This is a genomic window from Xylophilus sp. PBN-3R, from assembly GCF_057747805.1.
Genome location: NZ_CM173225.1, coordinates 2,371,603 through 2,392,383 on the forward strand (window position 1 = coordinate 2,371,603; position 20,781 = coordinate 2,392,383).

General features: G+C 65.8%; 18 protein-coding genes, 2 tRNA genes and 1 riboswitch. Of the genes, 13 read left to right on the forward strand and 7 right to left on the reverse strand.

What is annotated here, in order from left to right; genetic code table 11:
• Positions 1-167: 167 nt before the first annotated feature.
• Positions 168-1,256: an HPP family protein gene (locus AC3ANW_RS11375; RefSeq protein WP_488345280.1), complete on the reverse strand. Its 1,089-nt coding sequence runs from the start codon at positions 1,254-1,256 to the stop codon at positions 168-170.
• 339 nt (positions 1,257-1,595) lie between these two features.
• Between AC3ANW_RS11375 and AC3ANW_RS11380 the strand changes: the two genes are divergently transcribed.
• The 5 genes from AC3ANW_RS11380 (at position 1,596) to AC3ANW_RS11400 (ending at position 5,015) form a co-directional block, all read left to right on the forward strand.
• Positions 1,596-2,291 carry a hydrolase gene (locus AC3ANW_RS11380; protein ID WP_488345281.1) on the forward strand — a complete coding sequence of 232 codons (696 nt, stop codon included), beginning with the start codon at positions 1,596-1,598 and terminating at the stop codon, positions 2,289-2,291.
• Between the two features lie 51 nt (positions 2,292-2,342).
• On the forward strand, positions 2,343-2,720 hold the full coding sequence (locus tag AC3ANW_RS11385; RefSeq protein ID WP_488345408.1) for a response regulator transcription factor: 378 nt from the start codon (positions 2,343-2,345) through the stop codon (positions 2,718-2,720).
• Positions 2,721-2,854: 134 nt separating this feature from the next.
• A complete protein-coding gene (locus AC3ANW_RS11390; protein WP_488345282.1) occupies positions 2,855-3,100 on the forward strand; it encodes a hypothetical protein in 246 nt (81 codons plus the stop codon).
• A 72-nt stretch (positions 3,101-3,172) separates the two neighbouring features.
• Positions 3,173-4,471, forward strand: coding sequence for a tetratricopeptide repeat protein (locus AC3ANW_RS11395; RefSeq protein ID WP_488345283.1), 1,299 nt, complete (start codon positions 3,173-3,175; stop codon positions 4,469-4,471).
• Between the two features lie 136 nt (positions 4,472-4,607).
• Positions 4,608-5,015, forward strand: a complete 408-nt coding sequence (locus AC3ANW_RS11400; protein ID WP_488345284.1) for a hypothetical protein — start codon at positions 4,608-4,610, stop codon at positions 5,013-5,015.
• 17 nt (positions 5,016-5,032) lie between these two features.
• Here the strand turns inward: AC3ANW_RS11400 and AC3ANW_RS11405 are convergent, their stop codons facing one another.
• The gene (locus AC3ANW_RS11405) at positions 5,033-5,581 is read right to left on the reverse strand and encodes an MOSC domain-containing protein (RefSeq protein WP_488345285.1); all 549 of its coding nucleotides are present in this window, start codon (positions 5,579-5,581) and stop codon (positions 5,033-5,035) included.
• Between the two features lie 6 nt (positions 5,582-5,587).
• Positions 5,588-8,044, reverse strand: a complete 2,457-nt coding sequence (locus tag AC3ANW_RS11410; protein WP_488345286.1) for a DUF3772 domain-containing protein — start codon at positions 8,042-8,044, stop codon at positions 5,588-5,590.
• Positions 8,045-8,217: 173 nt separating this feature from the next.
• Between AC3ANW_RS11410 and AC3ANW_RS11415 the strand changes: the two genes are divergently transcribed.
• The 4 genes from AC3ANW_RS11415 (at position 8,218) to AC3ANW_RS11430 (ending at position 12,064) form a co-directional block, all read left to right on the forward strand.
• Complete coding sequence (locus AC3ANW_RS11415) at positions 8,218-9,342, forward strand: AI-2E family transporter (protein WP_488345287.1); 1,125 nt, start codon at positions 8,218-8,220, stop codon at positions 9,340-9,342.
• A 63-nt stretch (positions 9,343-9,405) separates the two neighbouring features.
• A riboswitch (TPP riboswitch) is annotated at positions 9,406-9,524 on the forward strand.
• A 103-nt stretch (positions 9,525-9,627) separates the two neighbouring features.
• On the forward strand, positions 9,628-11,796 hold the full coding sequence (locus AC3ANW_RS11420) for a TonB-dependent siderophore receptor (protein WP_488345288.1): 2,169 nt from the start codon (positions 9,628-9,630) through the stop codon (positions 11,794-11,796).
• Positions 11,797-11,834: 38 nt separating this feature from the next.
• Positions 11,835-11,910 (forward strand) — tRNA-Asn (locus AC3ANW_RS11425).
• A gap of 78 nt (positions 11,911-11,988) precedes the next feature.
• Positions 11,989-12,064, forward strand: a tRNA-Asn gene (locus AC3ANW_RS11430).
• 96 nt (positions 12,065-12,160) lie between these two features.
• Here the strand turns inward: AC3ANW_RS11430 and AC3ANW_RS11435 are convergent.
• Positions 12,161-12,589 carry a hypothetical protein gene (locus AC3ANW_RS11435; RefSeq protein WP_488345289.1) on the reverse strand — a complete coding sequence of 143 codons (429 nt, stop codon included), beginning with the start codon at positions 12,587-12,589 and terminating at the stop codon, positions 12,161-12,163.
• Between the two features lie 157 nt (positions 12,590-12,746).
• Here AC3ANW_RS11435 and AC3ANW_RS11440 point away from each other — a divergent pair, with 157 nt between their 5' ends.
• Genes AC3ANW_RS11440 through AC3ANW_RS11450 form a run of 3 tightly spaced genes read left to right on the forward strand, consistent with a single transcriptional unit; the run spans position 12,747 to position 16,089 of the window.
• Positions 12,747-12,905 (forward strand): hypothetical protein, encoded by a 159-nt coding sequence (locus AC3ANW_RS11440; protein WP_488345290.1) that lies wholly within the window; start codon positions 12,747-12,749, stop codon positions 12,903-12,905.
• Between the two features lie 37 nt (positions 12,906-12,942).
• Positions 12,943-14,520 carry an ABC transporter substrate-binding protein gene (locus tag AC3ANW_RS11445; protein WP_488345291.1) on the forward strand — a complete coding sequence of 526 codons (1,578 nt, stop codon included), beginning with the start codon at positions 12,943-12,945 and terminating at the stop codon, positions 14,518-14,520.
• A gap of 15 nt (positions 14,521-14,535) precedes the next feature.
• Positions 14,536-16,089, forward strand: a complete 1,554-nt coding sequence (locus tag AC3ANW_RS11450) for an amidase (RefSeq protein WP_488345292.1) — start codon at positions 14,536-14,538, stop codon at positions 16,087-16,089.
• Here AC3ANW_RS11450 and AC3ANW_RS11455 read toward each other — a convergent pair.
• Both AC3ANW_RS11455 and AC3ANW_RS11460 read right to left on the reverse strand, forming a co-directional pair.
• Entirely contained in the window at positions 16,069-16,854 is a 786-nt protein-coding gene (locus AC3ANW_RS11455; RefSeq protein ID WP_488345293.1) for a hypothetical protein, read from the reverse strand. The two genes, AC3ANW_RS11450 and AC3ANW_RS11455, sit on opposite strands and share 21 nt — an antisense overlap.
• Before the next feature lie 6 nt (positions 16,855-16,860).
• Positions 16,861-18,486 (reverse strand): methyl-accepting chemotaxis protein, encoded by a 1,626-nt coding sequence (locus AC3ANW_RS11460; protein WP_488345294.1) that lies wholly within the window; start codon positions 18,484-18,486, stop codon positions 16,861-16,863.
• Between the two features lie 166 nt (positions 18,487-18,652).
• Here AC3ANW_RS11460 and AC3ANW_RS11465 point away from each other — a divergent pair, with 166 nt between their 5' ends.
• Positions 18,653-20,125, forward strand: a complete 1,473-nt coding sequence (locus tag AC3ANW_RS11465) for a SulP family inorganic anion transporter (RefSeq protein WP_488345295.1) — start codon at positions 18,653-18,655, stop codon at positions 20,123-20,125.
• Between the two features lie 97 nt (positions 20,126-20,222).
• Here AC3ANW_RS11465 and AC3ANW_RS11470 read toward each other — a convergent pair whose 3' ends face one another.
• Positions 20,223-20,774 (reverse strand): response regulator transcription factor, encoded by a 552-nt coding sequence (locus AC3ANW_RS11470; RefSeq protein ID WP_488345409.1) that lies wholly within the window; start codon positions 20,772-20,774, stop codon positions 20,223-20,225.
• Positions 20,775-20,781 lie beyond the last annotated feature (7 nt).

Here is a 20,781-nt window from a genome sequence, read left to right on the forward strand (position 1 = left end):
TTACAAAATTAAACAATCATCCTCATGTCCATAGGAAGCCGCTTCGGCGCTCGCCCGACTTATCCAGCGAACTTGTGGAGAACTCTGTTGAAAGCCCGGTTGGAAACGTCCGGAATCCGCGCCGGCATTGGCTCCGGACACGATGCCCACGAAAATGGCACCGGCCTTCACCTGCCCTGCTCGCCAACCTGACGCCCACCGCTGGCGGAGAAAAGCGCGCGCACCAGGTCCGACTGGGTGAGGATGCCGACCAGTCGGCGCTCTTCGTCGATTACCGGAATATGGTGATGCCCGACCTGCGAGAACAGTGGCACCAGGTCGGCGACCGGGCGTGAGAGGCTGGCCACCCTCACTTCCCGCGTCATGATTTGCCCCACCACTTCAGGCTGTTCCGAATGCAGCAACCCGCTGCGCTGCACCAGTGACCTGATCCTTTCCCTCAGTCCTTCCGGCTGCGCTACGCCGGCATGGCGGAGAAAGTCGGCCATCGAAACGATGCCGACGATGCGCCGAGAACGGTCGGTCACCGGCAGCGCCTTGATGTGCCGGGCCTGCATCAGCGCCCATGCTTCGTCGAGCCCGGTGCCGAACTGCACGGCCAGCGGATCGGGCGTCATCACGTCGACGCAACGCAGACTTCCGAATCGCCGCTCGTAGGCTGCGGCCTCGGCCCGCTGCAGCAGCTGTTCCAGGTCACCACGGCTGACGTCCAGCATCTGGTCGTAGTGCGCCAGAGCCATATCGAGGTCGGCGGCGGTGAAACGCGACCGATCGCTGGCTCCCGTGGCCGGCAAGTGCGGATAGGCGCGGCCGGTCAGGCGGTTGCATGCGACGCCGGCCAGCAGCATCAGTACCGAATTGAGCAGCACCGGAAACAGCACGAAGGACAGGCCGACACCGCCCATCGCGCACAGCAGGGCCGCGGCGCCGCCCGGCGGATGCAGGCAGCGCAAACGGAACATCAGCCCGATGGCCACGGCCACCGCTACCGCCCCGGCCCATGCGGGGTCGGGAATCAACATCGCAGACAAGGCGCCCACCAGGGCCGACAAGGTATTGCCGCCCACCACAGGCCAGGGCTGGGCCAGCGGACTGGACGGCACGGCGAACACCAGCACGGCGCTGGCGCCCATCGGAGCCACCAGCCAGGGCGCCCCACCCGCCGGCGCCATCCAGCGGCACAGCAGGCCGGTGACCAACACACCGAGGCCGGCACCCAGCAGGGCCCTCCAGCGTTCGCGGCGATTCACCGTCATTGGTGCGGGCCACCAGGACCTTGCCATTTCCAGCCACTGCCATGGCCGGCCGCTACCATCGTCTTTCGTGTTCGATGCCAAGACCTGTCTCCGCTGCATGCCCATGGGGCCGTTTTTCGATGCCGGGATTGTCCCCCTCGATCCAGCGCGTACGCAGGACCGAAAGTTCGGCGCGCCGGCCGGACCGGACGACAGGCTCGCACCCCCCACCTAAGGAGGATGCGCGGAGCGGGAAGGTCTCCTAACCTTGCCCGGGGTGCTGCACGGCGCCGCCCGCTCTCCGGCCTGCGCAAGCTGCAGGCCGCCTGTCATCCGTTCCCATTCAAGAGGAATCGCATCATGTCCAACCCCAAGCTCGAAGTCCTGACTCCACGCAACAGCCAGCTGATCTTCATCGACCACCAGCCGCAGATGGCTTTCGGTGTGCAGTCGATGGACCGCCAGGCCATGAAGAACAACGTGGTCGGCCTGGCCAAGGCTGCCAAGGTCTTCAACGTTCCCACCACCATCACTACCGTGGAAAGCGAGTCCTTCTCCGGCTACACCTACCCGGAACTGCTCGATGTCTTCCCCGGGCACAAGGTGCTGGAACGCAGTTCGATGAACTCGTGGGACGATCAGAAAGTGCGCGACAGCCTGGCCGCCAACGGCCGCAAGAAAGTCGTCGTCGCCGGACTGTGGACCGAGGTCTGCAACACCACCTTCTCGCTGTGCGCCATGCTCGAAGGCGACTACGAGATCTACATGGTGGCCGACGCCTCCGGCGGCACCTCCAAGGAAGCCCACGACTACTCCATGCAACGCATGATCCAGGCCGGCGTCGTGCCCGTGACCTGGCAGCAGGTGCTGCTGGAATGGCAGCGTGACTGGAAGAACCGCGAGACCTACAACGACGTGATGGCCATCGCCAAGGAACACTCCGGCGCCTACGGCATGGGCGTGGACTACGCCTACACCATGGTTCACAAGGCACCGCAGCGCACGTCCACCCAGCATGAGGTGCTGGCACCGGTGCACGCCCCGGTCGCGGGCTGATCGGCGAGGCACCCTCCGGGGTGCCCGAACCAGGAAGGAAGACCCTTGACCGTGCTTTCCCTGATCGCCGTCGTGGACGACGACAGTTCGGTGCGTATGGCCCTAGGCCGGCTGCTGCGCTCGGCCGGCCTGCAGGTTCAGATGTACGGCAGCGGTGACGAATTGCTGGCCGACCCCCGCCTGGCCGCCGTCGACTGCGTGGTGAGCGATATCCGCATGCCGGGCTTCACCGGCTTCGAACTGTTCGGCGCCCTGCGATCACGCGGATTGCAGACGCCGCTGATCCTCATGACAGCCTTTGCCAAGGACGGCGACGAACAGCGCGCCCGGCTTGCCGGCAGCGCGTGTTTTCTGCAGAAACCGTTCACCGAGGCAGAGCTGATGCACTGCATCGAGGAATCGCTGGCGCGGCGCCGGCGATCGGGCTGACAGGGCCTGGGCCCGCCTCCCCCTTCCGGGCGATGGCGGCGCACCCCGCATGCGCCGCCGCCAGGCGCCGATAGCGGACATCATTTCTGCCGCGTACCCGATACGACAGCCCTCCAATCTCCTAGGAAAACCACATGAAGAATTCTGCACTGATCCTGTCCCTGGCCGCCCTGCTGACCGCCGGCACCGCGTTCGCCCAAACCGCCGGAACCACCGGCGACGGCGAAAAAGGCGCAGGTACCGCCGCGGCCGGCAAGAAGGCCAGCAAGGCCGACCGCGCAGCCGCACGCAAGCAGCGCAGCACCGACATGGCCGCAGCCAACAAGGCCGGCGAACTGAAGGTCTACGGCGAGACCCGTGTGCCGGCGAACGCCCGGTAGGAAACGGCCGGGGTGGCCGCTGCGCGGCCACCTTGAATACCATGGCGGTTTTCTCCCTAGACCGCCACACCCATGTCGCTGCAGACCGCCCTCGACGATCACCTGGCCGGCAGGCTCGAGCAGGCAGCCCGCGCCTATGTCGCTGCGCTGGCTGAAGACCCCGCCCAACCCGTCGCCCTCCACTACCTGGGCATCTACCTGCACCAGGTCGGGCGGCACGAGGAAGCCACGGAGAAACTGCGTCGAGCCTCTGCCCTGAGGCCCGACAACGCCGACTGGCACAACGATTTCGGCAACGTGCTGTTTGCGCTGGAACGTTTTGACGAAGCCTCGCGTTGTTATGCCGAGGCCGCGCGATTGCTGCCCGACGACCACGCCGTCTGGACCAGCCTGGGCACCGCCCACCTCGAAACCGGCCGCATCGCAGAGGCCCGGGCCGCACTGGAACAGGCGGTGCGACTGTCTCCCGACTACATCCCCGCCATGCAGCAGCTGGCACGACTGCACACCGCCACCGGCGACAACCTGGCGGCCTCGCGCTGGCAATGCCGGGTTTTCGTGCTGCCGCCTCTGGAAGGCAAGTCTCACGAGATGCTGGGCAAGGCCTTCTACATCCTCGAACGTTATGCCGAGGCCGCCCAGTCCTATCGGCAATGGCTTCAGCAGTCGCCCGGCAACCCCATCGCCCAGCACTTGCTGGCGGCCTGCGCGCAATTCGGCATCCCTGTGCGCGCGGCCGACCGTTATGTGGAAGCCCATTTCGACGCCTTCGCCGAGATGTTCGATGCCAACCTGGTGGAAAGCCTGTCGTACCGCGGCCCGCAACTGATAGGCGAAGGCCTGGCGCTCATCGCCGCGCCGGCTCGCCAGTTCGACGCGGTCGACCTGGGTTGTGGCACCGGGCTCTGTGGACCGGTGCTGGAGCCCTACTGCCACCGAATCGTAGGACTGGACCTGTCCGCCAGGATGCTCGAGAGAGCCGCCGCCCGAGGCAGTTATTCGGAACTGCACAAGACCGAAATCGGTGCCTGGCTCCAACGCAACCCGGCCTGCTGCGACCTGGTCGTGGCCGCCGACACCCTGATTTACGTAGGCGCACTGGGAACGCTGCTCGGCCAAGTCGCCCGGGCGTTGCGCGATGACGGCCATTTCGTCTTCACCATCGAACGCGCGCTGCCGGAGGATGCCGTGGCCGAAGGTTTCGGCCTGCATGCCAGTGGGCGTTACCGCCATCGGCAACAAGACGTCGAGAGACTGCTGCAGTTGAACGGCCTGTCCGACCTGCACTGCAGCCCGCATCCCTTGCGGACCGAAATCGGCGAGCCGGTGGCCGGGCTGCTGTTTGTTGCACAAAAACGGGCGAACGTCTGAGGCCGCGAAACAGAGGCGCAGAAACGGCGGGCAAAGGTGTGCGCGGACACTCACATTCCGCCTGATGCGAACGCACCACCCTCGAACCCACTAAACGCTTGGATGGTCTCGCGTCCACATCCGAAAATCCGGCTCCATGCCGAACCCTCAATGGCCCGATGCCCAAACGCCGTCACGTGCCACCCGGCGACGTATCCGGTTGCGCCAGGATTTCGAGGATTCGGTTGTGGCCAGCGATCTCGATGAGGAGGATGTTTCGTTGCAGCCGGCATTGGCGCCGGCAGCGCCGCGCGTGGTGGCAGCGGTTCCGCTCGACTCGCATTTCCGGCGTGAGCAACTGTTGCGCACGCTGGCTCTCCCACCTGCGGTCCGCCCGCCACCGAACGTCAGCCGACCGGAACTGTGGGCCGAGGCCGAACAGGACAACCCAGGCCTGCTGTCACGTATTTTCCGCATGGTCGCCATCGCCGCCACGATCGTGGTCTGCGGCCTGGTGCTGACCAAGGGCCTGGCCGAGATGGTCTGGGAATTCGTCGGCCACTAGGGCCGGCGCCTCTGCGGCTAGTCGAAAAGACCGGGCTGTACCGATCGGCAGGACAGGATGTCGCCCACGCGGATCACCCCGCCCTGCAGCACCCGGGATGTCATGCCGCCATGGCCGCGCAGCGCGTTGTAGGCGCCCGGCCCCAGCAGTTCTTCCATCTTCGAGCAGGGCTCGCACGGCCCGGTCAATTCGAGCACCACGTCGGCGCCGATGGACAGGTGCAACGGAGCGTCCTTGAACAGTGCCCGGGCCGCCATCAGGTTCAGGCCTGACACCAGCAGATTGCGCCGCAGCAGCGATCCGTCGAGCGACGGGCGGCGCAGAAAACCGGCCACGGCCGGCAGATGTTCGGCCTGGATCAGCGTGACCTGCCGTTTGCCGCCCACCGTCACCGCCTGCATGCTCCGGTCGCCCTCCAACCCCTTGCCCGCCACGGCCAGCACCGACGCCACGGACACCGTCGGCACACGCCGCGCCGGCCGCAGCCAGATGGCCTCCAGCCGGCCCTTGAAAGGAAATTGAGCCGTCAGCTCACGCAGGTTGCCCGCGCCAGGAGAAAACGCCATGACCGTTCAGGTCTGCGGTGGCAGAGCCGAGCCGGGCTGAGGCACCTCGGCGTCGGCCTTCGGTGTCTCCACCGGCTCGGGCGGCTTGGCCGGAAACTGCCCGGCGGACCGCAGGCGCACGAGCGTTTCGAACAGCAAGGCGCTCTTGACCGCGTAGCTCTGGCGCGGCGAAGACACCGCACCGCTGGCCGCGAAGATCAGCCGCTCGTTCTCGACGCTTTCGAGGAAGACCTTGGGCGGCGGCTCGCTCAGCACGCCGTCATGCGACTGGAAGACCGCCAGCATGATGTCGCGCACCTTCATCACGTCGGCATCCAGCGCCATCGGCAACTTGAAGGACACCTGGCCCAGCGGATTGGCCAGCGTCACGTTGCGGACGATCTTGGTGATGAATTCCGAGTTGGGCACGATCACCGTGGACCGGTCGCCCATCTGGATCTCGGTGGCCCGCACATTGATGCGGCGGATGTCGCCCTCGACACCCGACAGCGATACCCAGTCGCCCACCTTCACAGGCCGCTCGGCCAGCAGAATCAGGCCCGACACGAAGTTGGACACCACTGCCTGCAGGCCGAAACCGATGCCCACCGACAAGGCACTGGCCACCCACGCGATACGTTCGAGTCCCAGCCCGATCGCCGATAGCGCGAAGGCCAGCGCGGCCACCGTGCCTACGAATCCCAACAGCGATGTGGCGGAGTCGCGCATGGCGACATCCAGGCCGGTGGTCGGCAGGTAACGGTCACGCAGCCAGCGCTGCAGCAGCCGCACACCCACGGTGGCAGCGATGAAGACAAAGATCGCCTGCAGCACCGCGGCCGGCTGCAGCCGCAGTTCGCCGATGGCCAGGCCGTCGCGCAGTTGCCCGGCGCGCTGCAGCAATTCGTCGGGTCCCTGGCCGAAAGGCGCCATCACCAGCACCAGGCCGAACAGCACCACCGCCAGTCGCGACACCGCCGACAGCAGCACACCTGCCTGGGCGCGCACACGCAGACCCGGGTCCTCGGCCATGGCGGCTGCACCGCCGACTGGGGTGAATGCAGCGGTGAAGGCGTCGTCCAGCAGAGCCGCCAGCAGGTATGCCACGGCACCCACCGTGCCGCTCCAGACGATCTGCTTCACCATGAAACCACCCAGCGCCACGAAACCCACCAACAGGCAGATCACACTCACGCCGAGCACCAGCGCGATGGCCCCCAGCGCGACGCTGGTCCAGGGCAGGCGCGCCAGGTGCTGCGCGGGTTTGGCCGGCAGCGCGGGTGCGTCCTTCACCGCAGCGGCCGCGGTCACGGTCACGGCAGATGCTGCGTCGGCCAGTCGTTCTGCATGGCGTACCCGGCGCACCCGGATCAGGATCGACACCAGCACCAGCGCCAGCACCAGGGTGTAGATGCTGTCGAGCGCCACCGTGGTGGCGAGTGCGCCGTTGGCCAGCACCGCCAGCTGCTCGAGTTCCCAGCCGATGACGATCACCACCGCCAGGATCAGCGGATGCCGGCGCAGCGACAGTGCCATCGCGTCGGAGAGGGGCGGCAAACGCCAGGACGGTTTGTGGGCGGCCAACAGCGCACGGCCCAGGCCCCACAGGAAAGCCGCGAAACACACCATGCCGACGGTACGTGCCATGAGGCTGTCCAGCGCTTCGCTCGGGGTGCTGCCCCAGCCGATCCCCAGCCGGATCAGGTGCGCCACGACACCAGGCACGACGATCGCCAGCAGCGCCCGCAAAAGCGCCAGCAGGGAACGGCGGAGCCGCCCTGGCGGCACCCGGCTCGACGCGAAACGCAGCAACTTGCGGCCGGCCCATTGCTGGAGGAAGAACAGGCCCATGGCCAGCGCCGCGAAACCCACCCACACCGTCCAGGGCGTGGTGGATGCAGTGGCGGCAATGGTCCGGCCGATGACCTGCACACGCACCCAGTCGCGCGGCACGCCCAACCGCAGTTCCTGCCAGAAGGGTGCGGCCAGCATCGACGAAGTGCGTTCGCCGATCTGCGCATTGAACTGCGACCGGCGCCGCACGGCCACCGCGTCGGCCGCCTGCGCACTTTCGACCGACAGCAGGCGCGCCAGCTTGACTTGCGAGTCGAGTTGCTTGCGCTGCTTTTCGAGCGACGCACGCTGCGATGCGATGTCGGGCGCTTCGGTGGCGCCGGCCGCGGGCGCCGGCCCGAGTTCGGCCAGGCGCGCGGTGACGTTGGACAGCGCGGGGTCGAGCGCGGTAGCCGCCTGTTCCGCCGCGGCCTGGGTCTCCAGCGCCCCGGTCCTCAGGGTGGCCAGCGTTGCATCCGCTATCTCGGCATCGCTGCCGATCTGCTTCTGGATGGCGGTGAGCTGGTCGCGCGCGGTGTCCAGGGAGGCCGCAGCCGCAGCCGTGTCGTCGCTCGGCGATGCAGCGAAACACAGGCTTGCGCCCAGCAGGGCGACGGTGCAGGCAAGTTTGCGCAGGAATCTATGGGTCAAGGCAGGCGGGCCGGGTGGCGTTCAGGAAAAGTGAAGCATTGTCACCATAGGAGTTGACTGGGTGCGTATCAGGATGAAGTCCGACGCGGGACCACCCATTAACCTGGCTAGCATCCGACACCACGGCACCCCGCCGTGGCCGATTACAGCCAGAGCCCCCAACGGGCCATTCCATGAAATCCAACGCCGTAGAACAAAAAACATTCATCCTGCTGCTGATCGGCGTCACGCTGGCCTTCGGCTGGATCCTCTTTCCCTATTACGGCGCAGTCTTCTGGGGGGCCATCCTCGCGATGTTGTTCCGCCCGGTCTTCCGCTGGTTGCGAAAGCGTTTCAAGGGGCGTGAAAACCTTGCCGCGCTTGCCACGCTGAGCCTGATCCTGGTGATCGTGATCCTGCCGACCGCGCTCATCACCGCCTCGCTGGTGCAAGAGGCGACCACGCTATACGCCAAACTGCAGTCGGGCCAGATCAACATCGGCAGCTACCTGCAAGAGATATTCGATCACTTGCCCCAATGGGCCATGCGCCTGCTGGACCGCTTCGGCGTCGGCGACATGGGCGCCCTGCAGGCCAAGGTGATGGACCTGGTGAACCAGGGCGGCCGCAACCTCACCGCGTCTGCCATCAATTTCGGCCAGAACACCTTCGACTTCCTGGTGGGCTTCACGGTGATGATGTATCTGCTGTTCTTCCTGATCCGGGACGGCGGCGAACTGTCCGTGATGATCCGCGACGCGATTCCCCTCGAAGAACGCCACAAGGGCAAACTGCTCGGCAAGTTCACCACCGTGATCCGCGCCACCGTCAAGGGAAACATCGCGGTCGCCGTGGCGCAGGGTCTGATCGGCGGCGTCACCTTCATCGTGATGGGCATCCACGGCGCGGTTCTGTGGGGCGTGCTGATGGCCTTCCTGTCGCTTTTGCCCGCAGTCGGTGCGGCCATCGTCTGGGCGCCGGTGGCCCTCTATTTCCTGGCGACCGGCGCGATCGTCAAGGCCCTGATTCTCATCTTCGTCGGTGTATTCGTCATCGGACTGGTGGACAACATCCTGCGTCCGCTGCTCGTCGGCAAGGACACCAAACTGCCTGACTACATCGTGCTGATTTCCACCCTGGGAGGCATGGCGCTGTTCGGGCTCAACGGCTTTGTCATCGGCCCGGTGATCGCGGCCATGTTCATTGCGGTCTGGGACATCTTCGCCACCGCCCGGGACGACGCACGCTCCAATCCGCCGGCAGCGGTGACCGTCGTCCCACCGGTCGAGGAACGGGAATCCGCGCCACGGCTTCCCTGACAGTCGCTGACCTTTGTTAACGGCGCGCTACAATTTGCGCCGCTCGTCCCGGCGGTCCCGGGGCGAGACCGCTAGGGGTGTTGCATCGGACGGGCCAACCGCCAGGATCCGATGCGACTGAGAGAGTCCCTTGGAACCTGATTGAGGTAATCCTCGCGCAGGGAAAGCGTGTGCCACAGACCGCCCTGCGCCCTGCCCCCTCTTCATCGATTGCCGGACAGTGCCGTTGCGGGCCGTTTGCGGTCGCCTGCCGTCCCTGCCACACGTTTGTTCGAAGGCACGACGATGGCAGTTTTTTCACTTGATTTCTTTCCGCGGGCTCCGTTGGCCCATGCGTCCCTGGCTTTCCTGGCGCTCGCCGCCCACGCCGCCCAAGCGCAAGGTCCGGCGCCCGCCGAAACGCTCGACGCGGTGACCGTCAATGCTTCGCGCAGCGCGCCGCAGGCCGACGTGACCGGCTTCGGCGAAATTCCGCTGAGCGAAGTCCCGATCTCGGCCACCGTGGTTGATCAGCAGATGCTGCAGACCAGCGGCGCTCGACGCCTGGCCGACCTGACCCGTTTCGATTCGTCCATCAGCGACGCCTACGATTCCCCGGGTTACTGGGACTTCGTCAGCATCCGGGGTTTCGTGCTGGACAACCGCTTCAACTACCGCCGCGAAGGCTTGCCGATCAGCGCCGAAACCGCAATCCCTCTGGACAACAAGGAGCGGGTGGAAATCCTGAAAGGCACCAGCGGCATCCAGGCAGGCACCAGCGCGCCCGGTGGCCTGGTCAACTATGTCGTCAAGCGGCCTGGCGACCGGGACATCCGCGAAGTGCGGGTGGAAGCCACATCTCGCGCCAGCCTGCTGGGGGCCGCCGACATCAGCAGCCGTTTCGGCGAAAACCGCCAGTTCGGCCTGCGCCTGAACGTCGCCCAGGAACGCCTGCGGCCGCAACTGCGCAACCTGGACGGCGAACGCAGCCTCGCCGCGCTGGCCGGCGACTGGCGCATCGGCGGCGACTCGGTACTGGAAGCCGAACTGGAATGGAGCCACAAGTCGCAGCCCAGCCAGCAGGCCTTCAGCCTGCTGGGCAACAAGCTGCCGGCGCCGGTCGATCCGCGCCTGAACCTGAACAACCAGCCCTGGTCGCAGCCGTCGGTCTTCGACGCGCTGACCGGGACCGTGCGCTACACCAAGGCCATCGGCACCGACTGGCGCTGGAGCGCACAAGTGGGCCAGCAGCGCCTGAAGAGCCAGGACCGGCTGGCCTATGCCTTCGGCTGCGGCAAGGAAGGCAACTACGACCGCTTCTGCTCCGACGGAACCTATGACCTGTACGACTTCCGCAGCGAAAATGAACGGCGGGTTCAACAGGCAGCCAACCTGGCCGTGGCCGGAAAACTGCTCACCGGCGCCGTGCGGCACGACCTGAGCGTGGGCCTCACCGCCAGCCGGGTGCGCAACCGTTTTCAGGACCAGGCCTACAACTATGTCGGCGAAGGGAATGTGACCGGCACCGCCGTCACCACCGCCGACCCGACGCTGACCGACAGCAATACCAACCGCGACGAACACACGCTCGAGCTGTCGCTGCAGGACGCGGTGCGCTGGAACGAGCGTTTCACCACCTGGCTCGGCGTGCGGCAAACCCATCTTTCGCGCGAAAGCGTACGCACGGACGGCAGCCGCCCCACCCGCTACGACCAGGACCTGACCACGCCCTGGGTCGCCGCCAGCTACGCATTCATGCCCGGCCGACTGGTCTACGCCAGCTACGGTCAGGGCGTCGAATCGCAGATCGTGCCCAACAAGGTTTCGCAGTACGCCAACGCCGGCCAGGCGCTGCCGGTGCTCAAGTCTCGCCAATGGGAACTCGGCCTGAAGGGCACAGAGCGCGGCTGGTCGTGGCAGACCGCGTATTTCCGCATCCTGCGGCCGGTGACCAACCTGGACGCCTGCGCCAACCTGGGCATCAGCCCCTGCACCGGCGCCAACGACGGCGAAGCCGAACACCAGGGCCTGGAAGCCAGTGGCCAATGGACACAGGGTCCGTGGCGGCTGATGGGCGGCGTGACCGTGATCGACGCCAAGCGCCGCAACAGCATCCAGGACCCGAGCCTGAACGGCAGACATCCGACCAACGTGCCCAAACAGACGGTGCGCGCCCAGGCCGGCTGGAAGGTGCCGGGCATGGAAGGTCTGGAGCTGAGCGGCGGACTGTCATATGAGGGCCGCCGCGACGTCACCGCCGACAACAGCATCGAGCTGCCGAGCTGGACACGCCTCGACGCCGGCCTGCGTTTTGACCAGCGAACTGCCGGCGGAACCACCGTCACCTGGACCGCCAGCGTGGACAACCTCGCCGACCGCCGCTACTGGCGCGAGTCGCCTTCCCAGTACGGCCATGTGTACCTTTTCCCGGGTGCGGCAAGAACTTTTCGCATCGGAATGCGAGCGTCTTTCTAACCGGCGTTTTTTCTGTATATAATTTGAGGCTGTTCTGTTCCTCGATAGCTCAGTTGGTAGAGCGCCGGACTGTTAATCCGTAGGTCCCTGGTTCGAGCCCAGGTCGAGGAGCCACAAAACATGATCACGCTGTCAGGCAATGCCTGGCAGCCGCCGCCCGTCCATCGAAACGGGCAGGTGTGCCGCTTACGTTCCTCGATAGCTCAGTCGGTAGAGCGCCGGACTGTTAATCCGTAGGTCCCTGGTTCGAGCCCAGGTCGAGGAGCCACTCTCAAGGCCGCCCAGTCGCGATCCGCAGGATCGCCGACTCGGCGGCTTTTTCTTTGCCATTGAAAATGGCCCTCGCCTTCGGGGCCTGCGGGCTTCAGCAGCGGACCAGCGCCTGCCGAACCTGCTCGTCGGCCTTGCCCTCGGGCGCAAACCAAGAAAGCAGCATCAGCATGCCGATGGCACGGGCGGGGGTGTTGTTGACCACCTTTTCGCCCAGCACGCCGTAGACGGCCGGAAGCGCCTTGTCACGCAAAGCGAGCAGCATGGCGCTGGTCTTCTGGCCCTTGAGGAAATCGCGCATGGGTGCGATCTGGTCGGGAACGAAGACGCCGATTTCGGCGCCATAACGCAGGGCCTGCGCAATGAACGCAGAACCCATTCTGGAATGGTTCAATGGCGAATAGGAACCGTCATAAAAAGCGACCCAGCGCCGATAATCCAGTTGCGTTTCTTTGCCATATTGCCTTGCGCGCCAATATCCCCAAGCGCACAAAACAGCGGAACCAGCGATAACAATCTCCACTCCAGCCTCGTTTCCATGATTCGTTGATGTCGGCGAATTATGCCTTGGCCGGTCCCTCGAGGCGAGAGGGTTTTCTAAGATGTCGCCGGGCAGACACATACCCGCCGGCAAACAGCCGATAACGTCGATTTCCCTGGAATTTCAAAGGTTTTTTGTGGTGATCCACCCGATCGATCCCGGACCGCACGGTTTCCGGGATTATGTCCAATTAATCTTTTGGCATTATCTGGCCAACGACGAATCCACCGGCAATCGTTTCCGTCATTTGCAAATTCAAAACGATTCCAAACATCCGCATGAATTCGACGGAACATGAAACGCACCCCGGCGTTTCAATCCAACGATTTCCCTTCATGCAGATATCCCGCCTGTTTCTCGGCTTGTCACTGGCCGTCCTGCCCTTCGCCGTTTTTTCCCAAACCTCAAAACCGGTGGAGGGCGGCACCCTGACCTATGCGCTGGCCGCAGAACCGGCGCGCCTGGTGTCGTTCCTCGACACCAACACCGATGCACGCAACATCAGCGGCAAGATCACCGAAGGCCTGCTGCGCTACGACGCGGCCTTCCAGCCACAGGGCTTGCTGGCCACCAGCTGGCAGGTCAGCGCCGACGGCCTCACCTACACCTTCAGGCTGCGGCCCGGTGTCAAGTGGCACGACGGCCGCGATTTCACCGCCGAAGACGTCCGGTTCTCGCTCCTGACCCAGAAGAAACAGGGGGCGCGCGGCCGCATCACGCTGGCCAACCTGGAACGCGTCGACATACCCGACCCTCTCACCGCCGTGCTTGTGCTGAGCAAACCGTCGCCCTTCCTGATCCGGTCTTTCTCGTCGGCCGAACTGCCCATCGTGCCGGCGCACCGCTACCGCGATGTCGAGCCGCTTGCCAGCGTCAACAGCAATGCGCCCATCGGCACGGGCCCGTTCATCTTCGAGCAGTGGGTGCGTGGCAGCCACGTGCTGCTGAAGAAGAACCCGGACTACTGGCGCAAGGGTTTCCCGCACCTCGACCGCCTCGTGTTGAAGTTCACGCGCGACCCGGCGGCCCTGGCCGCCGCCATCGAGACCGGCGAAGTGGATGCCGCCCTCGGCGTCGGCCTGGCCGAACTCGACCGGCTGTCCGCGCTGCCCAACCTCAGGGTCGACAACACCTACGACGCCTTCCTGAACAACGCCCTGTTCCTGGAGTTCAACGTCGACAGCCCGATCCTCGCCAAACCCCAGGTACGCCACGCCATCGCCCAGGCCATCGACCGCAACTTCATCCGCGACTCCGTCTACTACAAACGTGCCGAAGTCGTGAATTCTCCAGTGCCACGGGTGCTGGCCGACTACTACGACGACAGCACCTTCCGCTACCCGTTCGACATCGCCGCCGCCAACCGTCTGCTCGACGAAGCCGGACTGCCCAAGGGCGCCGACGGACAGCGTTTCGGACTTCGCCTGAGTTTCCTGCCGGGCCAGCAATTCAAGCGCAGCAGCGAATACGTTCGCATCGCGCTGGCACGTATCGGCATCCGGGTCACGGTGCTGGACGGCGACGCACCGGCCTTCCTGAAACGGGTCTACACCCATCGCGATTTCGACATCAACCTGAACGGACTAGGCCGGCTGTTCGACCCGACCGTCGGCGTCCAGCGTATCTACTGGGGCGACGGCGTTCGAAATCCGCTGATCTGGGTGAACGCCGCCCACTACGACAACCCGCAGGTCGACACGCTGTTCCGCCAGGCGGCCACGGAGCAGGACGCCGGCAAACGTGCTGCGCAGTTCAAGGAAATCCAGCAGATCGTCGGCCGCGACCTGCCGGTTCTTCCGATCGTCACCGTGCAGTCGGCGCTGGTCTACAGCAGCCGTGCACACCAGCTGACCAACAGCATCGACCTCGCCGGAGGAGACCTGTCGGACGCCTGGATCGAACCACGCAAGTGACCGGCAAACATCGCCATGACAACAGACGACACACCCGAAGCCAGCTACATCGAAACACTCGATGCCCTCAGTTTTGCCAGCGCCCGAGAACAGGCCGAAGCATTGGCCGACGGCCGGGTTTCGGCAGCCGAGCTGCTGGAACACACGCTTGCCCGCATCGCACGATTCAATCCGGCCATCAATGCCATCGTCCATTTCGACGCCGAAGCTGCCCGCGCCGCGGCAAGGGTCGCCGATGCAGCGCTGGCCCGCGGTGAACGTCGTCCCTTGCTGGGCGTGCCGATCACCGTCAAGGAATCGTTCGACGCCGCCGGCCTGGTCACCAGCGGCGGCGATCCGGCCCATGCCGACAACCGTCCCGCGCAGGACTCGCCCGCCGTGGCCGGCCTGCGCGAGGCCGGCGCCATCATTCTCGGCAAGAGCAATGTTCCGCTGGCCAACGCCGACCTGCAGAGCTACAACGCGGTATACGGCGTCAGCCGCAACCCTTGGGATCTGCGGCGCACGCCGGGAGGTTCTTCCGGTGGATCGGCGGCGGCGTTGGCTGCAGGCCTGGTGGCCCTGGAACTCGGCACCGACATCGGTGGATCGATCCGCATACCCGCTCACTTCAACGGCGTGTACGGCCACAAGACATCGGCCGGGCTGATCACCCTGCGCGGCACCGGTGCGCCCGGCGGCCGCATCGCCGACCGCGACCTGACCGTCGCGGGGCCGCTCGCGCGCAGTGCCGGCGACCTGGAACTGGCGCTCGAACTGTTGATCAACCGCGAGCCGCTGGCCGCCAAGGCGTGGAAGGCAACGCTGCCACCGGCACGGCACACCGCATTGAAGGATTTCCGGGTTCTGCTGCTCGATCAGTGGCCGGGTACCGCCCGAAGCCGGCACGAATCACAGGTGATCGGACGGGTCGCCGAACGCCTGGCCACGCAAGGCACGAAGGTGGCACGGCTGGCCGATCTGCCGGCCGGACCGCTGCCGGATCTGGAATTGCAGCACCGCGTCTACCGCAGCCTGCAGGGTTCGTCGCTGGCCAAGCCGCCGGCACTGAGCGACGCGGCTCAGGCCAGGCTGGCCGCGCTGGCACCCGACGACGACAGCGCCGACGCCGCATGGCTGCGGGCATCGACCCTGCCGCATACCGAATGGCTGCGTTTCAACGAGACCCGCTTCCAGCTCCGTCATCAGTGGGAACGGTTCTTCGAACACTTCGATGTGGTCGTCACACCCGTCGCTCCCCTGCCCGCGTTCGAACACCAGCACGGCCTGCCGAAGGATGCGCGGCTGTTCCCGGCGGCTTTCGACGGCGGTGAGCGGCAGCTGAGTTTCCTGGAATTGTTCTATTGGGCCGGCCTGCCGGTCTTGCCCGGTCTGCCGGCCACCAGCTTTCCGGTCGGACTCGACGAAACCGGCCTGCCGATCAGCGCACAGGCGATGGGGCCTTACCTGGAAGACCGCAGCACCATCGCCTTCGCGGGTCTGCTCGAAGCGATCTACGGCGGTTATGTGGCGCCGCCCGGTTACCGGTGGACCGACCGGGCAGCCGACTCAAAAACGGGCGCCGGTTGAAACGCGCACCATGTTCTGCGCGGTGAAGTTCACCTTCGGGTCCAGCGCCGCCTTGACGAACCAGCGCTGCCATTCGTAGTTGAAAGACACGCCGGCACGGCGGACGAAACGGTCGTCCACCGTGCCCTGCTTGGCAAGGAGGTCCACCGTGAAACGTTCGCCGTCGGACAATTCGTTGCGCCAGATGAGGTGCAGGTTCTGCTGGTCCGGATTCAGCCGGTTGTCGCGCACGAGTTGCAGCACCACGCTGTCGGCGTCGTCCCATCGGTAGCCGCCGTAAAGGGTGATCGAGTCGTTGGGATCGAAGTTCAGGTTGGCGTAGTTGCGCAGGTTGGTACGGCCCAGACCGCCACCTGCAAACCAGGTGGTGCCGGTCTCCGCCGCCAGGCTGCCACCGACAAAGCCGCCGGACGCCACCTGCAGCGAAGGCAGCAGCCTGACCGACCCCACGCCGTAGACCGCATCCCAGCCCGCGCGCGGCTGCGAAAAACCCATCGCCGGAGAACGGTAGTAACCGAGCCACACATGGTTGCCGCCGCCATAGCCGTAACGCAGATTCACGTCGAGGCCTGGGCCGGCAGGCAGACCGCCGCCCGACACGTTGTAGATGCCGGTCGACAGTTTGAAGGGTGTGTCGTCCGCCGATGCGGCCGGTGGCACGATGGTGGCGCCGGGGATGTCGGCCGTGGCTGCGCAGACAGTCTGGCAACAGGCGGCCGCCAGAAGCCCGGCAGCGGCAGCGGCGATGGCGGAACGGCTCGGCACTGGCAATCAGGCCGTCAACAGCTTGCGGCTCGGAGCCGGCACTGCCACCGGTGTCGCCAACCGCGCCGCGACGGATTCCTCGGTGCGGAAATGGTCGATGAGTTCACCCAGCCGAACCGTCAATTCCCGCAGGCCTTCGGCAGCGGCGGCCGATTCTTCGACCAGCGCCGAGTTCTGCTGCGTCATGCGGTCGAGCTCCTTCACCGAACCGCCGACCTGGGCGATCTCGTCGTCCTGCTGGGCCGAGCTGGACCGGATCTCGGCAATGGCGCCGGTCACCCGGTCGACGCTCTCGACGATGCGCTGCATGCCGTTGCCGGCCTCGCGCACCAGGCTGGAGCCGACGTCCACCTGTTCGATGGACGATGCGATGAGGCCACGAATTTCCTTGGCTGCCGCCGCCGAGCGCTGTGCCAGCGAACGCACTTCGCTGGCCACGACGGCAAAACCACGGCCCTGTTCGCCCGCGCGCGCGGCTTCGACGGCGGCATTCAGGGCGAGGATGTTGGTCTGGAAAGCCAGGCCGTCGATCACGCCGGTGATGTCGCCGATGCGTTTGGACGCCGACGAGATACCGTCCATGGTGGAGACGACCTTGGACACCGCAGCGCCGCCTTCGGCCGCGGCATCGGATGCGGAACTGGCCAGCGACGTGGCACGCTCGGCCGCCTTGGCCGACTGGTGCACGGCCTGCGTCAGTGTGTCGAGCACGGCGGCGGCGCTCTGCAGATTGCTGGCGGTGGTTTCGGTGCGGCGCGACAGGTCCTGGTTGCCCGCGGCGATTTCGCCCGCCGAAGTGCGGATGGAATCCGATGCGTCGCGGATGCCGCCGACGATCTCGCGCAGCCGGGTTTGCATCAGGCCGATGGACTGGAGCATGCGGCCGACTTCGTCGCCACGGTCGGAAGCCGCGACAGACGAGAGGTCGCCGCCCGCGATGTTTTCGGCGGCACGCACCGCCTGGCCCAGCGGCACGGTGATGGAACGGGTGGTGCGCACCGCGATCACCACGCTGAGCAGCACGGCGGCCAGCGCGAACACCGCCAGCGCGGTCAGGCCCTGCCGGCGTGCGGTGCGGGCTTCTTCATAGGCGGTCTCGCCGCGCTGCTGCTGCATCTCGATGAGCGCGATGACGGACTGGTTCCATTCCTCGATGCGGGGCCGGATCTTTTCGGTGATGAGCTGGGTGGCTTCGGGTGCGGCGCCGTCCATGCCGAGCTTGGCGGCGTCGAGCACCAGGGGCACGGTGCCGACCTGCGAAGCCTTGATCCTGCGCAACTGGGCGATCTCGGCTTCGGCCGGGCCTTCCTGCTGGGCCAGCTTGCCGTCCAGTTCCTTGCTCAGGCCGTCGTAGGCCTTGAGCGCGCCGTTGATGCGGGCCATTTCGGCATCGAGTTCGGGCAGGGTCTGCAGCAGCGCCATGTTTCGGATGCCGACCGACACGTCTCCCAGGTGCTGCAGCATCTGTGTGGCGGTGCGGGTGTTGCGGTTGCCCACTTCCACGATGGACTGCATGGCGGCCTGCAGACGCATCTGCTGCCAGCTGACAAGTGCCACGACGCCCAGCAGCAGCAGGCAGACGATGGCGTAACCGGAACCCAGGCGTGCGCCCAGTGACGAAGATCGAATCATGTTTTCCCTCTGACCCTGAAGGCTGCCCGCCGCACGCGAAAATGTCGGCTCGGTCAGCACCCGGATGAAGTCAGTACAAGCACAGGTCGTGCCGAGCGCTCAAAACCGCCGATGCTGCCATGAAAGCGTGACGTTTTGTCCGCCAGAAACCACAACACAACACTCCATGTCCCTTTCCCGCCTGCGCACCGAATGGTGTCCCAGCGTTCCGCGCGAACTGATGGCCGGCGCCGTCGCAACCTTCGCGCTGATCCCTGAAGTCATCGCCTTTTCTTTCGTCGCCGGCGTCGATCCGGCGGTCGGGCTGTTCGCCTCGTTTGTCATCGGCATCGTGATCGCCTTCACCGGCGGCCGGCCGGCGATGGTGTCTGCCGCGGCCGGCTCTGTCGCCCTGGTGGCGGCACCGCTGGTGCACGCCCACGGCTTGCCCTATCTGCTGGCGGCAGGGATGCTGGCAGGCGTGGTGCAGATCGCCTTCGGCCTGCTGCGGCTGGGCGTGCTGATGCGTTTCGTGTCGAGCTCGGTGCGCACCGGTTTCGTCAATGCGCTGGCGGTGCTGATCTTCTCGGCGCAACTGCCGCATCTTCAGGCCGATCATGGCGCCAACACCGCGACCTGGGCGTTGCTGACGCTGGGGTTGGTGATCATCTACCTGCTGCCGCGCCTGACCCGGATGGTGCCGTCGCCGCTGATCTGCATCGTGGCGCTGACGCTGCTGGCCCAATGGCTGCACCTGCCGGTGAACACCGTCGCAGACCTGGGGCATTTACCGGATGCGCTGCCCGCCTTCGGCTGGCCCGCCGTGCCTCTGGACCTGGAAACCCTGCGCCTGATCGCCCTGCCCGCCTGCGCCATCGCCATGGTGGGCCTGCTCGAATCCATGATGACCGCCAGCGTGGTGGACGAACTGACCGACACCCCCAGTTCGCGCAACCGCGAATGTTCGGGCCTGGGCATCGCCAACGTGGCGGCCAGCCTGTTCGGCGGCATCGCCGGCTGCGGAATGATCGGCCAGACCGTCGGCAACGTGCGCTACGGCGGCCGTGGCCGACTGTCCACGCTGTTCGCCGGCGCCTTCCTGCTCATCCTGATGGTGTTGCTCAAGCCCTGGGTGGCGATGGTGCCGGTGGCGGCGCTGGTGGCCATCATGGTGATGGTGTCGGCATCGACCTTCGACTGGCGTTCGCTGCGCGCCCTGGTGCGCCACCCGCGCACTTCGAGCGTGGTGATGCTGGCGACGGTGCAGATCACCCTGGTGACCGACAACCTGGCGGCCGGCGTTGCGGTCGGTGTGCTGCTGAGCGGAGTGTTCTTCACCTTCAAGGTGTCCCAATTGCTGGCGGTGCAGGTGTACGACGAAGGCGATTCGCTGCGCTACGAGGTGGCCGGTCAGGTCTTTTTCGCATCGGCGGAAATCTTCGTCGATGCGTTCGACATCCGCGATGTGAAGCAGCGGCCGGTGACCATCGACGTATCGCGCGCCCACTTCTGGGACATCACCGCCATCGCCGCGCTGCAAAAGGTGTCGGACCGGCTGAGCAAACATGGCAGCGTGGTCGAGATCGTCGGGCTGAACGAGGCGAGCGCCGGCCTGATGCTCAGGCGAAACAACGCGCCTGCCGAAAATTCGGCCGGCTGAACCCTTTTCGCGACTGCTGGCAGAGGCGATGCCGCGTTTTCCGGTGCGGCCCGGGTCCGGCGTCACGATGCCGGCCTCCAGCACCAACTGGCCGGACCTACTTCACCTGGGGCTTGCCCAGCTTGCGCGCCAATGTCCGCCGGTGCATGCCCAGCCGGCGGGCGGTCTCGGAGATGTTGAAGCCGGTCTCGGCCAGGGTCTGGTGGATACGTTCCCATTCCAGGGTCTTGATGGAGGTCGAGCGGTTGCTCACCTCCACCTCGGCATTGCCCTCGGCCCGGCCGAACGCGGCCTCGATGTCGTCGGTGTTCGACGGCTTGGCCAGGTAATGGCAGGCACCCAGCTTGATGGCCTCCACGGCCGTCCCGATGCTGGCGAAACCGGTCAGGACGACGATGAGCATCTCGTCGTCGTGCGCATGCAGCGCCTGCACGCAGGCCAGGCCCGATGCATCGCCGTTCAGCTTGAGATCGACCACCGCATAACCGGGCGAATGTCCGGCCAGCAGGGCGATGGTTTCTTCCAGGCTGGCGGCATGCAGCACCTTGTAGCCGCGCCGCTCGAACGAACGCCCCAGGGTGCGCGCAAAGGCGGCGTCGTCCTCGACGATCAGCAGCTGGCGGTCGTCCTCGTCGTCTTCGATTTCCATCGCGATA